The organism is Peribacillus sp. FSL E2-0218 (assembly GCF_037992945.1).
GTDB lineage: Bacteria > Bacillota > Bacilli > Bacillales > DSM-1321 > Peribacillus > Peribacillus simplex_B.
On sequence record NZ_CP150304.1, the window covers coordinates 102,501 to 118,524 of the forward strand.

Annotated in this window: 14 protein-coding genes and 2 rRNA genes (1 of these 16 running past the window's edge); all 16 read left to right on the forward strand. The window is 45.5% G+C overall.

Annotation, left to right across the window (positions count from 1 at the left end):
• Nucleotides 1–552, forward strand: a 23S ribosomal RNA gene (locus MHI53_RS00540) (it extends 2,381 nt beyond the left edge of the window).
• Between the two features lie 62 nt (nucleotides 553–614).
• Nucleotides 615–730, forward strand: a 5S ribosomal RNA gene (rrf, locus tag MHI53_RS00545).
• 303 nt (nucleotides 731–1,033) lie between these two features.
• Nucleotides 1,034–1,495 carry a CtsR family transcriptional regulator gene (locus MHI53_RS00550; RefSeq protein ID WP_061141076.1) on the forward strand — a complete coding sequence of 154 codons (462 nt, stop codon included), beginning with the start codon at nucleotides 1,034–1,036 and terminating at the stop codon, nucleotides 1,493–1,495.
• A gap of 21 nt (nucleotides 1,496–1,516) precedes the next feature.
• Nucleotides 1,517–2,068, forward strand: a complete 552-nt coding sequence (locus MHI53_RS00555) for a UvrB/UvrC motif-containing protein (RefSeq protein ID WP_061141077.1) — start codon at nucleotides 1,517–1,519, stop codon at nucleotides 2,066–2,068.
• Nucleotides 2,065–3,141 (forward strand): protein arginine kinase, encoded by a 1,077-nt coding sequence (locus MHI53_RS00560; RefSeq protein ID WP_061141078.1) that lies wholly within the window; start codon nucleotides 2,065–2,067, stop codon nucleotides 3,139–3,141. The genes MHI53_RS00555 and MHI53_RS00560 overlap by 4 nt, the downstream gene beginning before the upstream one ends.
• A gap of 128 nt (nucleotides 3,142–3,269) precedes the next feature.
• Entirely contained in the window at nucleotides 3,270–5,711 is a 2,442-nt protein-coding gene (clpC, locus tag MHI53_RS00565; RefSeq protein ID WP_340372566.1) for an ATP-dependent protease ATP-binding subunit ClpC, read from the forward strand.
• A gap of 196 nt (nucleotides 5,712–5,907) precedes the next feature.
• The gene (gene radA / locus MHI53_RS00570; RefSeq protein WP_100530404.1) at nucleotides 5,908–7,296 is read left to right on the forward strand and encodes a DNA repair protein RadA; all 1,389 of its coding nucleotides are present in this window, start codon (nucleotides 5,908–5,910) and stop codon (nucleotides 7,294–7,296) included.
• 2 nt (nucleotides 7,297–7,298) lie between these two features.
• Nucleotides 7,299–8,372 carry a DNA integrity scanning diadenylate cyclase DisA gene (disA, locus tag MHI53_RS00575; RefSeq protein ID WP_061141081.1) on the forward strand — a complete coding sequence of 358 codons (1,074 nt, stop codon included), beginning with the start codon at nucleotides 7,299–7,301 and terminating at the stop codon, nucleotides 8,370–8,372.
• 220 nt (nucleotides 8,373–8,592) lie between these two features.
• Entirely contained in the window at nucleotides 8,593–9,687 is a 1,095-nt protein-coding gene (locus tag MHI53_RS00580; RefSeq protein WP_061141082.1) for a PIN/TRAM domain-containing protein, read from the forward strand.
• A 20-nt stretch (nucleotides 9,688–9,707) separates the two neighbouring features.
• Complete coding sequence (gene ispD, locus MHI53_RS00585; protein ID WP_061141083.1) at nucleotides 9,708–10,391, forward strand: 2-C-methyl-D-erythritol 4-phosphate cytidylyltransferase; 684 nt, start codon at nucleotides 9,708–9,710, stop codon at nucleotides 10,389–10,391.
• A 14-nt stretch (nucleotides 10,392–10,405) separates the two neighbouring features.
• Nucleotides 10,406–10,885, forward strand: coding sequence for a 2-C-methyl-D-erythritol 2,4-cyclodiphosphate synthase (gene ispF / locus MHI53_RS00590; protein WP_061141084.1), 480 nt, complete (start codon nucleotides 10,406–10,408; stop codon nucleotides 10,883–10,885).
• Nucleotides 10,886–10,975: 90 nt separating this feature from the next.
• The gene (gltX, locus tag MHI53_RS00595) at nucleotides 10,976–12,433 is read left to right on the forward strand and encodes a glutamate--tRNA ligase (protein ID WP_061141085.1); all 1,458 of its coding nucleotides are present in this window, start codon (nucleotides 10,976–10,978) and stop codon (nucleotides 12,431–12,433) included.
• A gap of 373 nt (nucleotides 12,434–12,806) precedes the next feature.
• The gene (gene cysE / locus MHI53_RS00600) at nucleotides 12,807–13,457 is read left to right on the forward strand and encodes a serine O-acetyltransferase (RefSeq protein ID WP_061141086.1); all 651 of its coding nucleotides are present in this window, start codon (nucleotides 12,807–12,809) and stop codon (nucleotides 13,455–13,457) included.
• A 1-nt stretch (nucleotide 13,458) separates the two neighbouring features.
• Nucleotides 13,459–14,856: a cysteine--tRNA ligase gene (gene cysS, locus MHI53_RS00605; protein ID WP_061141087.1), complete on the forward strand. Its 1,398-nt coding sequence runs from the start codon at nucleotides 13,459–13,461 to the stop codon at nucleotides 14,854–14,856.
• Nucleotides 14,857–14,859: 3 nt separating this feature from the next.
• The gene (locus MHI53_RS00610; protein ID WP_061141088.1) at nucleotides 14,860–15,282 is read left to right on the forward strand and encodes a Mini-ribonuclease 3; all 423 of its coding nucleotides are present in this window, start codon (nucleotides 14,860–14,862) and stop codon (nucleotides 15,280–15,282) included.
• A complete protein-coding gene (gene rlmB / locus MHI53_RS00615) occupies nucleotides 15,279–16,022 on the forward strand; it encodes a 23S rRNA (guanosine(2251)-2'-O)-methyltransferase RlmB (protein WP_061141089.1) in 744 nt (247 codons plus the stop codon). Before MHI53_RS00610 ends, rlmB begins: the two co-directional genes overlap by 4 nt.
• The last annotated feature ends 2 nt before the right edge of the window (nucleotides 16,023–16,024 follow it).

The window sequence follows — 16,024 nt, forward strand, 5'->3', positions numbered from 1 at the left end:
TGCGAGACCTACAAGTCGAGCAGGGACGAAAGTCGGGCTTAGTGATCCGGTGGTTCCGCATGGAAGGGCCATCGCTCAACGGATAAAAGCTACCCCGGGGATAACAGGCTTATCTCCCCCAAGAGTCCACATCGACGGGGAGGTTTGGCACCTCGATGTCGGCTCATCGCATCCTGGGGCTGTAGTCGGTCCCAAGGGTTGGGCTGTTCGCCCATTAAAGCGGTACGCGAGCTGGGTTCAGAACGTCGTGAGACAGTTCGGTCCCTATCCGTCGCGGGCGCAGGAAATTTGAGAGGAGCTGTCCTTAGTACGAGAGGACCGGGATGGACGCACCGCTGGTGTACCAGTTGTCTTGCCAAAGGCATAGCTGGGTAGCTACGTGCGGACGGGATAAGTGCTGAAAGCATCTAAGCATGAAGCCCCCCTCAAGATGAGATTTCCCATGGCGCAAGCTAGTAAGATCCCTGAAAGATGATCAGGTTGATAGGTCAGAGGTGGAAGCGTGGCGACATGTGGAGCTGACTGATACTAATAGATCGAGGACTTAACCAACGCTTTAAAAAATGAAAGGCCTTCTTATTATCTAGTTTTGAAGGAACAACGTTCCTCATATGTTTGGTGGCGATAGCGAAGAGGTCACACCCGTTCCCATTCCGAACACGGCAGTTAAGCTCTTCAGCGCCGATGGTAGTTGGGGGTCTCCCCCTGTGAGAGTAGGACGCCGCCAAGCCATTAGAAAAAAGATCAGCCACCTCGGCTGGTCTTTTTTCGTTTTGATTTGAATATTTCGGGTAGATATTTCCCATTTCTAGCAGATGAAACGATAAAAGAGATGAAAATTTGAGGTTTTTGATTTGAAGGATTAGGGTAAGCATGTAAGATATTTAATTTTTCGTGTCCAACGGAGTATGCAATTACATATAATTTGGAGAAAATGGATAGTAAAGAAAGAAAGTGCGTTTAAGTTGCAAAATGCATTTTTCGTTGTATAATAATAGTCAAATATAGTCAAAGTCAGATTGGAGGAGGCTGAGTGAGAAACATATCTGATGTTATCGAAACTTATTTAAAGCAAGTACTGGAAATAAGTCAAAAAGATATCTTGGAAATTAAAAGAAGTGAAATAGCGGATAAATTTCAGTGTGTTCCTTCTCAAATCAATTACGTAATCAATACCAGGTTCACGATCGAAAGAGGTTATGTTGTAGAGAGTAAGCGTGGAGGCGGCGGTTATATCCGGATCATGAAAGTGGAGTCACAAGATTACGTGCAGCTTATCAACCAATTATTATCACTTATAGGTCCCAGGGTCACTCAATCCATGGCCGAAGGAGTAATAGCCCGGCTGATGAATGAGGAAGTCATTAATGAAAGGGAAGCAAAGATCATGATGAGCGTGATTGATAGATCGGTGATTTATATCGACCTTCCTGACCGTGATGAACTTCGGGCAAGAATTATAACGGCGATGCTTACGACTTTAAAATATAAATGAAAATGGCAGAGGTGATGAAGGATGATTTGCCAAGAATGTCATCAAAGGCCTGCTACCCTACACTTCACCAAAATCATCAATGGAAAAAAGACTGAAATCATGATTTGCGAGAAATGTGCTCAGGAAAAAGGTGAGATGGTCGTGGATGCAGGAGGCCATGGTTTTTCAATAAATAATTTATTAGCAGGATTGTTGAATATCGAGTCGAATATTCAACAGACAAAGGCAAATGCATTTTCTAAAACGGAAGAGAGGCGTTGCCCGCATTGTCATCGATCCTATAAGGAATTTGTCCATATCGGAAAGTTCGGCTGTGCTGAATGTTACCAAACATTCAATGAACAGTTAAACCCCATTTTAAAGAGGGTGCACAGCGGCAATACAGCCCACATAGGAAAAATCCCAAAACGGGTTGGTGGCACCATATATCTGCGAAAGCAAATTCTCGATCTGAAAGACGTATTAAAGGGTCACATCGACCAAGAGGAGTTCGAAAAGGCGGCAGAGGTCAGGGATAAAATTCGCTCCCTTGAAAAAAGGTATGAAGCACAAGAGGGAGGCGAGGAAATATGAGCTTGGAAAAGTTTGTAGAAAATGCCTTGAGCTCCTGGATGAGTGCAGAAGGACCTGAAATCGATATTGTATTGAGTTCAAGGATTCGATTGGCCCGAAATTTCAAAGACTTTACCTTCCCAACCTCCTTTTCTAATGAAGAAGCTAAAAAAATCATTGAATTGGTGAAAAAAAGAATTGAAGAGGAAGTCACTCCTGAGATTGGCAAGTTGGAGCTTCTGGAAATTGACCAGCTGCAGCCACTGGAAAAGCGTGTACTGGTCGAAAAACATCTAATCAGTCCCAATTTAGTTGAAGGATCAGCCAAAAGTGCTTGTCTTCTTTCGGAAAATGAAGAAATAAGCATCATGATAAACGAAGAGGATCATCTTCGCATCCAGTGCTTAAAGTCGGGCTTGCAGCTGAAGGAAACATTAAAGATTGCAAATCTTCTTGACGATTGGATTGAAGAATCCATAGACTATGCATATGATGAAGAAAGGGGATACCTAACGAGTTGCCCAACCAATGTGGGTACAGGGTTAAGGGCTTCGGTCATGATGCATCTGCCGGGCCTTGTGCTAACGCAGCAAATGAATCATATCATACCGGCGATCAACCAACTGGGATTGGTGGTCCGGGGGATATATGGGGAGGGCAGCCAGGCATTAGGGAATATCTTTCAAATTTCCAACCAAATTACCCTTGGGAAGTCCGAAAGGGATATCGTTGAAGATCTAACCAGTGTCGTCCAACAAATCATTGCCCAGGAACGGTCTGCAAGGGATGCATTAGCGAGGACGTCTCACATACAATTAGAAGATCGGGTCTTTCGCTCCTATGGGATATTATCCAATGCTCGCATCATTGAAACGAAGGAAGCTGCTACCTGTATCTCGGATGTTAGGCTAGGTATAGATTTAGGGTATATAAAAAATATTTCCAAAAGCATACTAAATGAGTTGATGATTTTGACACAGCCAGGATTTTTACAAAAGTACGCGGGTGGATCTTTAAAATCCCACGAAAGGGATATCCGTAGGGCAGCACTCATTCGAGAACGCTTGAATTTCACGGAAACTTCCTCCTCTTGAGGTCCTTGACCTAGAGTGAGTACCTATATTCCTGTAATGGATGCGGGGGAAGCAGCAGCCCCTGCCATTACTTAGAGGATTGTCAGCAATTTAATTCAAAACGAAAAATTCTTAAGGAGGAATTCCCTATGATGTTTGGTCGTTTTACTGAAAGAGCCCAGAAAGTATTAGCATTGGCGCAAGAAGAGGCAATCCGCTTAGGACATAATAATATCGGCACGGAACATATTTTGCTTGGCTTGGTACGAGAAGGCGATGGCATTGCCGCCAAAGCGTTATATGCGCTCGGTCTGGGGCCGGAAAAAATTCAAAAAGAAGTGGAAAATTTGATAGGCCGCGGACAGGATGCGGCGCAAACGATCCATTACACTCCAAGAGCCAAGAAGGTCATTGAGCTTTCCATGGATGAAGCTAGAAAGTTAGGTCATTCATACGTGGGGACAGAGCATGTACTGCTTGGTCTGATAAGAGAAGGCGAAGGTGTGGCAGCCCGAGTATTGAATAATCTCGGAGTGAGCCTGAATAAAGCCCGTCAACAAGTTCTCCAGCTTTTGGGCAGCAACGAATCCGGCGGTCATCAAGGTTCAGCGGCTTCCAATGCAAGCACGCCGACACTGGATGGCCTCGCTCGCGACTTAACGACGATTGCACGGGAAGGAAGCCTGGATCCGGTGATTGGCCGAAGCAAGGAAATTCAGCGTGTCATAGAAGTATTGAGCCGTCGTACAAAAAACAACCCTGTCTTGATCGGTGAACCAGGGGTGGGTAAAACGGCCATCGCCGAAGGCCTTGCCCAACAGATCATCAATAATGAAGTACCGGAAATCCTGCGTGATAAACGCGTTATGACACTCGATATGGGTACCGTTGTCGCTGGTACGAAATACCGCGGTGAATTCGAAGATAGATTGAAGAAAGTAATGGATGAAATCCGCCAGGCTGGCAATATCATTTTATTCATCGATGAATTGCATACACTGATTGGTGCCGGCGGGGCAGAGGGTGCCATCGATGCTTCCAATATCCTTAAACCATCCTTGGCCCGCGGTGAATTGCAATGTATCGGGGCGACAACTTTGGATGAATACCGTAAGTATATCGAAAAGGATGCAGCGCTTGAACGCCGCTTCCAGCCGATCCAAGTTGATGAACCGACGATGGAAGAATCGATTCAGATCCTCAAGGGGCTGCGTGACCGTTATGAAGCCCATCACCGCGTATCGATTACTGATGAAGCGATCGATGCAGCAGTCAAGTTATCAGACCGTTACATTTCGGATCGGTTTTTACCGGATAAAGCGATTGACTTGATTGATGAAGCCGGATCCAAGGTTCGGCTGCGCTCATACACAACGCCGCCAAACTTAAAGGAACTTGAAGTGAAGCTGGATGATGTCCGGAAGGAAAAGGATGCTTCCGTTCAGAGCCAGGAATTCGAAAAAGCTGCTTCGCTTCGCGATACGGAACAACGCTTAAGAGAACAATTGGAAGAAACGAAAAAGACTTGGAAAGAAAAACAAGGGCAAGAGAACAGTGAAGTGACCGTGGATGATATTGCCCACGTCGTATCCAGCTGGACCGGTGTTCCTGTTACGAGACTGGCCCAAACGGAGTCCGATAAACTGCTTAACATGGAATCGATCCTCCACGATCGCGTGATTGGTCAAGAAGAGGCCGTCATTGCCGTTTCTAAAGCAGTACGTCGTGCAAGAGCAGGCTTGAAGGATCCTAAACGCCCAATTGGTTCGTTCATCTTCCTTGGGCCTACAGGGGTCGGTAAAACCGAACTTGCCCGTGCTTTAGCTGAATCCATCTTTGGGGATGAAGATGCCATGATCCGCATTGATATGTCCGAATATATGGAGAAACATTCGACTTCGCGCCTGGTTGGATCGCCTCCAGGATATGTTGGATACGAAGAGGGCGGACAATTAACCGAAAAAGTGCGAAGGAAACCATACTCCGTGGTTCTGCTTGATGAAATAGAAAAGGCACATCCCGATGTCTTCAATATCCTTCTGCAAGTACTGGAGGACGGAAGGCTGACAGATTCGAAGGGACGCACTGTCGATTTCAGGAATACGATCCTGATCATGACATCGAATGTAGGGGCGTCTGCACTAAAAACCGATAAGTATGTCGGGTTCAACATCCAGGATACTGGCCAGGATTACAAAAATATGAAGGGCAAAGTGATAGAGGAGCTTAAACGAGCATTCCGTCCTGAATTCCTGAATCGTATCGATGAAACCATCGTTTTCCACTCACTGGAGAAGGATCATTTAAAACAAATCGTGACCTTAATGTCCAATCAACTGACGAACCGCTTGAAAGAGCAGGAAATTTTCTTGGAGCTGACGGATGCGGCCAGGGAAAAAATTGCGACGGAAGGCTTCGATCCAGAATATGGGGCACGGCCAATCCGCAGGGCGCTTCAAAAGCATGTAGAGGATTACCTTTCCGAAGAGCTGCTTAAAGGGAACGTGAAAAAAGGGCAAACGGTCGTGATGGACGTTGTGAATAATGAATTTGCCATCAGGCAAGGCGAGCCTGTCAACGTAAGTGAATAACCATATTCCTAACTTCGAGGTACACGCAGATATTTTTGCCGTGTACCTCTGTTTTTTATCCATAGGTAGAAATGAGCATAAAAGAACAGGGCACATAGGGTGTTTTTTTAAAAAACTTAACGTTAAGAAGGATTAAATAAAACAAAGATATAATATCCTTACTATAGGCATTTTTCAAAAAGGAAGAGGAGTTATTATGGCAGTGAAGAAGAAAACCAAATTCATGTGTCAGTCTTGCGGATATGAATCTGCGAAATGGATGGGGAAATGCCCAGGCTGCGGTGAGTGGAACAAGATGGTCGAGGAAACTGAAATCGTGAAACCGGCGAGGAAAGGCGCCTTCACCCATTCGGAGGTTAGAACCTCTGGGGAACGTGAGAAGGCTGCGCCGATAACGACCATTCAGTCTGAAAAAGAACCGCGGATCAAGACGGATTTAATGGAACTGAATCGTGCCCTTGGCGGCGGGATCGTCCAGGGGTCGCTTGTTTTGATTGGAGGTGATCCGGGTATCGGGAAATCGACACTCCTTCTGCAGGTATCTTCCCAATTGGCACATAAGCAGAAAAAAGTGCTGTATATATCTGGTGAAGAATCAGTCAAGCAGACCAAATTGAGGGCCGACCGGCTGGGGAGCATGTCGGAAAACCTGTACGTGTATGCGGAAACGGATATGGACTATATCCAACAGGCGATTTCAGAGGTGAAACCGGATTTGGTGATTATTGATTCCATCCAAACGGTGTACCATTCGGAGGTTACATCTGCGCCGGGAAGTGTATCGCAAGTGCGCGAATGCACAGCTTCACTGATGCGCATCGCTAAAACGAATGGAGTGGCTATTTTCATCGTCGGGCACGTAACGAAGGAAGGGGCGATTGCAGGCCCGCGTCTGCTTGAGCATATGGTGGACACCGTATTATATTTCGAAGGCGAAAGGCACCATACATATCGAATTATCCGGGCGGTCAAAAACCGTTTTGGTTCGACGAATGAGATGGGGATCTTTGAAATGAAAGAACATGGTTTGGAGGAAGTGGCCAATCCATCGGAAATATTCCTTGAAGAACGGTCCCAAGGAGCGTCAGGTTCCACCGTCGTTGCCTCGATGGAAGGAACCAGGCCGGTGCTGGTAGAAATTCAGGCGTTGATTTCACCTACGAGCTTTGGAAATCCAAGGAGAATGGCGACAGGAATCGACCATAATCGTGTTTCGCTTCTCATGGCAGTCCTGGAAAAAAGGGTGGGCTTGCTGCTGCAAAACCAGGATGCGTACTTAAAGGTGGCTGGCGGCGTTAAGCTCGATGAGCCGGCAATCGACCTGGCTGTCGCGATCAGCATCGCTTCGAGCTTCCGTGATAAACCAACGAACCCAACCGATTGCATCATTGGGGAAGTGGGGCTCACAGGGGAAGTGAGAAGGGTTTCGCGAATAGAGCAAAGAGTGCAGGAAGCGGCAAAGCTTGGATTTAACCGGGTGATAATTCCCGCTAATAATATCGGGGGATGGACCGCGCCGAAAGGTATCAAGATCGTCGGGGTTTCATCGGTTTCGGAGGCTCTTCAACATTCGTTAGGGGGTTAAGTATGACAGATAAAAAAGGGTATGAAAAAACAAAGCTGGAGATTCTGCAAATCGTGGCTCCAGGCACCCCGCTCCGGGAGGGCATTGAAAATGTACTGAGAGCAAACACGGGCGGCTTGATCGTCGTGGGATATAACGAGAAGGTGCGAATGATCGTGGATGGCGGCTTCCAAATCAACTGTTCCTGTACGCCGAGCACATTGTATGAGCTGGCGAAAATGGACGGGGCCATCATTTTGAATGAGAAAGCCGATACGATCATCTTTGCCAATGCCCAATTGGTGCCGGATAATAGTACACCCTCGACTGAAACGGGGATGCGGCACCGGACGGCGGAACGCGTCGCAAGGGAAACCAAGTCGTTGGTCATTGCGATCTCCCAACGGCGCAATGTCATCACGTTATATCAGGGGAATTTCCGGTATGCCCTCAAAGATATAGGAGTCATACTGGCCAAGGCCAATCTAGCCATTCAAACCTTGGAAAAATACAAGGTGGTCCTCCAGCAGAGCATCTCGGTATTGGGAGCGCTCGAATTTGAGGAAATCGTGACCTATGCCGATCTTTTGCAGGTATTTCACCGCTATGTAATGGTTCTCAGGATCAAGGCGGAGCTGCTTACCTACCTGAATGAGCTTGGTACCGAAGGAAGGCTGATCCGTCTGCAAATGAATGAAATCCTGGCAGATATAGAAACGGAGGGAAAATGGCTCATCAAGGATTATACCTCCAGAAATGACGAAAAACCTGAAGAAATCATTTATCGGCTTCAAGAACTGGCCATGCAGGAAAAACTGGATGAAAGCATCCTCCTTAAGGTTTTGGGCTATCATGGATATATACACCTTGATGAAGCCGTGCATCCCCGCGGTTATCGCATCCTCCATAAAATCCCGCGGCTGCCGGTATTGATCATCGAAAATTTAGTGAATCAGTTCGAAAGCTTTAGCGAAGTCAACAAAGCTTCGGTTGAAGACCTTGATGATGTTGAAGGCATTGGGGAAGTCCGTGCCAATAAAATTAAAGAGGGTCTTCGCATTTTAAAAAACCAGCTGGTCACAAATAGAAGGATGTAAAGCTTAACTTCAAAAAATTCCTATATTAGCTTGAAATTGATTGGCGCTTATTTTTGACACCCAAAACCCAGGGTGCTAGGCTAATATTACGAAAAAGAGAAGAGTCATATTTGTAAATCCACTAAATCCTTAAGTGAATTTCACGTATATAATGAAAACGAATTTTCGAAGGTTTCATTTTATTTTATTGGTCAATAATGAGTAGAGGGAGGTGAAAGGGATGTTAAAACGCATTATACAAGCATGCTTCTTAATAGTCGGCGGAACTCTTGGTATGATACTCATTCCTGAATTATTAGTTGTTTTACATGCAGATGATATTGCTTTATTAAACAATCCTTATGTAAGTGTACTGTTGGGTGCCATTATCTTTTATCTTATTACTTTTTGGGCAGTAGATCATGTGATCTATTTTATGAAGTGGCTGGAGGAACAGCTCGTTAAGATACCGATTACGGACATCATTTTTGGCAGTGTCGGTCTTTTGGTCGGACTGCTCGCGGCGTTCTTGGTTGGCTACGCGTTCAGTGCCATCGGTGTTCCCATTTTAAATACGGTCGTTCCGATCATCCTTACGCTTTTGTTCGGATATCTCGGGTTCCAGGTCGGCTTTAAAAAACGCGATGAGCTATTGAATTTATTCACGAAAAGTAATAAGAAAAAGAATGCCGATGGTGAGGCAGGTGAGGATGAGGAAGGGTATAGCAAGCGGCTGAAGATTCTCGATACAAGCGTCATCATCGACGGCAGGATTGCGGATATCTGTCAAACGGGCTTTCTGGAGGGCACGATCGTCATCCCTCAATTCGTTTTGAATGAACTGCAGCATATTGCAGATTCATCGGATGCCTTGAAAAGGAATCGCGGCAGACGAGGCTTGGATATCCTGAATAGGATTCAGAAAGACCTTCCGATTAAGGTTGAAATGTACGAAGGTGACTTTGAAGACATTCAGGAAGTGGACAGCAAACTTGTGAAGCTTGCCAAAATATCAGGCGGAATGGTCGTTACAAACGATTTCAATTTAAATAAAGTATGCGAGTTTCAAAATGTGGCAGTCCTTAATATCAATGACCTGGCCAATGCGGTTAAACCTGTTGTACTTCCTGGCGAAGAGATGAATGTACAAGTCATTAAGGATGGTAAAGAGCAGAACCAAGGCATTGCCTATTTAGATGATGGTACGATGATCGTGGTCGAGGGCGGACGTGACCATATCGGAAAACGCATTGATGTCCTTGTCACAAGTGTACTGCAAACATCTGCAGGCCGAATGATATTCGCTAAACCGAAACTATTAGAAAAAGCATTATAAGAAGAGTAGGAGAAACCGTTATGTTTTATGATGTAGTGATACCTGCAGCTGGACAAGGGAAACGAATGAAGGCTGGCAAGAATAAACTGTTTATTGAACTATCGGGCATCCCGATTATTGTCTATACGCTCCGTGTCTTTGAAGATGATCCCAACTGCCGAAAAATCATCCTTTCGATAAACCCGGCTGAAAAGGATCATTTCAACCAGTTGATGGCCGCTTACGGGATTAAGAAGGTCAAGGAACTCGTCAAAGGCGGCGGGGAGCGCCAGCAAAGCGTTTATAATGGGCTGCAGCATGCAGGAGAAGAAATCGTCCTTGTGCATGACGGGGCCCGTCCTTTTATCAATCAAGGGCAGATCAGTGATTTATGTGAAGCGGCTTCCCTTCATGGCGGAGCAGTCATTGCTGTCCCCGTTAAGGATACGATTAAAAGGGCGACGGATAATAAGGTATTGGAAACGGTGGAACGATCAAGCTTGTGGGCGGTACAAACTCCACAAGCTTTTCGTGCATCCATCTTGAAGCGGGCGCATGAACAGGCGGAGGCAGAAGCCTTTTTAGGGACGGACGATGCAAGTTTGCTAGAACGGATCGATGAACAGGTAGTTATTATTGAGGGCAATTATGATAATATTAAAATTACGACTCAGGAAGATCTTTATTTTGCAGATGCGATTTTACATAAACAAAAAAGAAAATGATTGGGGATATTGATATGTTTCGAATTGGACAAGGATATGACGTTCATCAACTTGTTGAGGGAAGGCCACTAATTATCGGCGGCATTACGATCCCGTATGAGAAGGGGCTGTTAGGACATTCCGATGCGGATGTTCTTTTGCATACAGTTGCCGATGCCTGCCTAGGGGCAATTGGAGCAGGGGATATCGGTAAGCATTTCCCGGATACCGATCCGGAATTTAAAGATGCCGATTCGGCAAAGTTGCTGCGCCATGTTTGGGCAATCGTAAAGAAAGAAGGATATGAACTGGGCAATGCCGACTGTACAATCATCGCCCAAAGTCCAAAAATGGCACCGCATATTGAGGATATAAGGGTCAGGATAGCGGAGCTTCTCGATACCACGACAGATAGAATCAATGTAAAGGCGACCACTACGGAGAAACTTGGTTTTACGGGCAGAAGCGAAGGGATAGCGGCACAAGCTGTCGTCTTATTGGTTAAATCAAACTAAATTCGTTTTTAGAGTGGATGCCTTTATCCAATCGTCCATAAATGATAAAATGAACAATAGAAAAGAACGACTGGGAGGTCTATTTATATCATGAGCAGCGATATTCGAGTTCGCTATGCACCGAGTCCGACTGGACATTTACATATAGGGAATGCACGGACGGCATTATTCAATTATCTATACGCACGAAACAAGGGCGGGAAATTCATCATCCGCATTGAAGATACCGACCAAAAAAGAAATATTGAAGGCGGCGAGGAAAGCCAGCTTAAATATTTAAAGTGGCTTGGCATCGAATGGGATGAAGGCGTTGATGTCGGCGGCGAATATGGTCCGTATCGTCAGTCTGAAAGGAATGACCTTTATCAGGAGTTGTATCAGGAGCTTTTGGATAAGGGCTTGGCTTATAAATGCTATTGCACGGAAGAGGAGCTTGAAGCAGAACGCGAAGGTCAGGTCGAGCGCAATGAAACACCGAAGTATTCAGGAAAGTGCAAGCACTTAACCGAGGAGGAGCAAGCGGAATTAGTTGCTGAAGGAAGAAAGCCTAGCATCCGTTTTGCCGTTCCTGCAGGGGAAGTCCTTACTTTCAAGGATATGGTCAAGGATGACGTTTCGTTTGAAACGGATGGTTTTGGTGATTTTGTCATCGTCAAAAAGGATGGCGTTCCGACTTATAACTTTGCGGTAGCTGTCGATGATCACTTGATGAAGATATCCCATGTACTTCGCGGGGATGATCATATTTCCAACACGCCGAAGCAAATGATGATCTATGAAGCATTCGGCTGGGAGCCGCCGGTATTCGGCCATATGACACTGATCGTGAATGAAAGCAGGAAGAAGCTAAGTAAACGGGATGAATCGATCATTCAATTCATTGAGCAATATGAAGAACTTGGTTACCTGCCTGAGGCCTTATTCAATTTCATTACATTACTTGGCTGGTCTCCGGTCGGGGAAGAAGAAATCTTCACGAAGGAAGAATTCATTAATATTTTCGATGCAGATCGATTGTCCAAATCACCGGCACTTTTCGATAAGCAAAAGCTTACGTGGATGAATAATCAGTATGTGAAGCAACTGGATGCTGATTCGGCAGTGGAATTGTCATTGCCCCACTTGATTGAAGCCGGAAAGGTTTCCGAATCAATGACAGCAGATGAGAAAGAGTGGGTACATGGCCTTGTGTCCCTTTATCAAGAGCAGATGAGCTTCGGGGCGGAAATCGTTGAGCTATCCCAACTGTTTTTCAAGGATGAGGTCGAGTTCGAAGCGGAAGCGAAGGAAGTGCTGGCAGAGGAACAAGTACCGGAGGTCATGAAGGCTTTCCTTCAGGAAATCGAGGGTCTGGAAGAGTTTAGTGCCGATGAAATCAAGAAGTCGATTAAAGCGGTCCAAAAAAGCACCGGCCATAAAGGGAAAAAGCTATTCATGCCAATTCGGGCTGCCGTTACCGGTCAAACACATGGTCCTGATTTGCCTAAGGCGATATCGTTATTGGGTAAGGAAAAAATTAAACAACGGCTACAGAGTATTTTATATTAACAATTAGTCAAAAATGTAATATAGTATTTAATAATCTTACAAAAGAACGCGTAGATGGGGAGAAGTAAGGAAACGATGCTTTTTAGAGAGAACCATAACCTGCTGAAAGTGGTTTAAGCCTCTCGTTTTCCGAAATGCACCCTTGAGTCCTTTGCTGAACTAACTTATAGTAGGCACAGGCGGAATGTCCTCCGTTACAAGGATTAAAGTTGGGGATGGAAAGACAGGGTTATGATGAACCTGCTTCGTACATGCCAAACAGAGTGGAACCGCGCTTGAAGCGTCTCTGTCTATTTCGACAGAGACGCTTTTTTATATGCATAAAAAGCTAATGGGAGATGCAGGAGAAGTACGGAACATAGGGGGGATCATTTTGTTCAAGATGTTTAAAGAGGATATCGAAGTGGTTTTTGATCAAGACCCTGCTGCGCGCAGCTATTTGGAGGTCATCTTGACTTATGCGGGTTTACATGCAATCTGGAGTCATAGGATGGCACACGCCCTGTTTAAGAAGAAGTTTTTTTTCCTGGCGAGAAGCATATCCCAAGTCAGCCGCTTTTTTACCGGGATCGAAATCCATCCAGGGGCCACCATCGGCCGACGCTTCTTCATCGACCACGGAATGGGAATCGTCATCGGCGAGACGTGCGAGATTGGTGATAATGTATCTGTCTTTCAAGGGGTAACCCTTGGCGGGACAGGAAAGGAAAAGGGGAAACGTCATCCGACGATAAAGGATAATGTGCTGATTGCAACAGGAGCAAAGGTTCTGGGTTCGATCACTATCGGGGAGAACTCCAAAATCGGTGCGGGATCGGTCGTTTTAAAGGAAGTTCCGCCTAATTCAACCGTGGTTGGCATTCCAGGCAAAGTGGTCATTCAAGATGGCATCAAAATCAAAAAAGACTTAAATCATTGTGATCTTCCGGATCCGATCGCCGACCGCTTCAAGGAAATGGAAAGTGAAATCAGGTTCCTGAAAGCGAAAATGGCCGAACAGAAGCAGGAAGAAAGGAGTTTATAATATGACGATTAAAATTTATAACACGGCTACCAGAAAAAAAGAGACCTTCGTCCCGATGGAAGAGGGTAAGGTGAAAATGTATGTATGCGGTCCAACTGTCTATAATTACATCCATATTGGCAATGCCAGACCGGCAATCGTGTTTGATACGGTTCGCAGGTATTTGGATTACCGTGGATATGATGTTCATTTCGTTTCCAATTTCACGGATGTCGACGATAAACTGATCCGCGCGGCAAAAGAGTTGGGGGAAGATGTCCCGACCATATCCAAGCGCTTCATCGAGGCTTATTTCGAAGATGTATCTGCACTGGGTTGCAAAAAGGCGGATGCCCACCCTACCGTAATCGAGAACATGGATGCTATCATTGATTTCATCTCGACACTGATTGAAAAAGGATTCGCTTATGAATCCGAGGGGGACGTGTATTTCCGGACTCGTAAGTTTGACGGCTATGGCAAGCTTTCGCACCAGTCGATCGATGAGCTGCGAGTGGGGGCCCGTATTGAAATCGGCGAGAAAAAACAAGATGCCCTTGATTTCGCCTTGTGGAAGGCGGCCAAGGATGGTGAAATTTCTTGGGAAAGCCCTTGGGGAAGCGGACGTCCTGGCTGGCATATCGAATGCTCCGCAATGGTCAAAAAGTATTTGGGCGACACAATCGACATTCATGCTGGAGGTCAAGACCTTGCCTTCCCGCATCATGAAAATGAGATTGCCCAATCTGAAGCACTGACAGGCAAGACCTTTGCGAATTATTGGATGCATAATGGGTATATAAATATTGATAATGAAAAAATGTCTAAATCGTTAGGGAATTTCGTTCTTGTTCATGACATCATCAAGAATCATGATCCACAAGTGTTACGGTTCTTCATGTTATCGGTCCATTATCGCCATCCCATCAATTATAGTGAAGAGGTGCTTGAAAATGTCAAGGCAGCCCTCGATCGTCTGAGGACATCTTATCAAAACTTAAAGCACCGTCTTCAGGCAAGCGACGGATTGACCGAAAACAATGAGGCCTGGATCGCGAAGGTTAATGAATTACAAGACCAGTTCATTGCTGAAATGGACGATGACTTCAATACAGCCAATGCGATTTCCATCCTTTTTGAACTATCCAAACAGGCAAATTATTACTTGATGGAGAAAAATACACATAAGGAAGTCATTGATGCTTTCCTTGAAAAATTCAGTACCCTATTTTCTGTCCTGGGTCTGTCCCTGGAAGAGGAGGGGCTGTTGGATGAAGAAATCGAAGGCTTGATCCAGCAAAGAATACAAGCGCGTAAGGACCGTGACTTCGGGCTATCTGATGAAATTCGTGACCGCTTGAAAAGCATGAATATCATATTAGAGGATACCCCTCAAGGTACAAGATGGAAAAGAGGGTAAGGAATGCTTCATTACGATAGTAAGATAGATGCAAAAATGCTGAACAGTCTTGCTTTAGCTTATATAGGTGATGCCGTATACGAAACGTATATCCGGCATCACCTCATTCAAAACGGAGCGGTCAAGCCCAATCTGCTGCACAAGAAAGCTACGTCTTTTGTAGCGGCTAAAGCTCAAAATAAAATCATCCATTTTTTCTTGGAGTCGGATTGGTTATCGGAAGAGGAATCAGCTGTCGTTCGGCGGGGCCGAAATGCGAAATCCGGTTCTGTCCCGAAGAATACGGATGTGCAAACGTATCGCTACAGTACAGCCTTTGAGGCACTGATGGGCTATTTATATTTATCGGGCCGAATTGAAAGAATGGAAGAACTCATAAAAAAAGCTATTGAATACATTGAAGAAGAAAAGGGGCGGAACCCATGAGTGAAGAATATATCATCGGCAGGAACCCCGTTTTGGAAGCTCTTCGCTCCGAACGGGATATTAATAAAATTTGGATAGCGGAGGGGTCGCAAAAAGGCTCGATGCAGCCGCTAATTGGTTTGGCGAAGGAAAAGAAGGTATTCATGCAGATCGTCCCGAAGAAAAAAATTGACCAAATGGTTGAAGGCATCCATCAAGGAGTTGTCGCACAAGTTGCGGCATATGAATATGTGGAATTGGATGACTTATTCGCAAAAGCGGCAGAACGGGAAGAAGCACCTTTTTTCATGATTCTTGATGAAGTAGAAGATCCCCATAATTTAGGTTCGATCATGAGAACGGCTGATGCAGTCGGGGCCCATGGAATCATTATTCCGAAAAGAAGAGCGGTGGGCTTAACGGCAACCGTGGCGAAGGCTTCGACGGGTGCGATTGAGTATATCCCGGTGGCACGCGTCACCAATTTGGCGAGAGCGGTGGAAGAGTTGAAAGAGCGCGGTGTATGGATTGTCGGTACTGACGCGAAAGGCAGCGATGACTACCGTAACATGGATGGAAAGATGCCGATCGGCCTCGTCATCGGAAGTGAAGGAAAAGGGATGGCCCGGTTAATGAAAGAAAAATGCGATTTCCTCATCCGTTTGCCTATGGCTGGCCAAGTAACGTCGTTAAATGCATCAGTCGCAGCCGGATTACTGATGTATGAGGTCTATCGCAAAAGAAATCCTTTAGGACAATAATG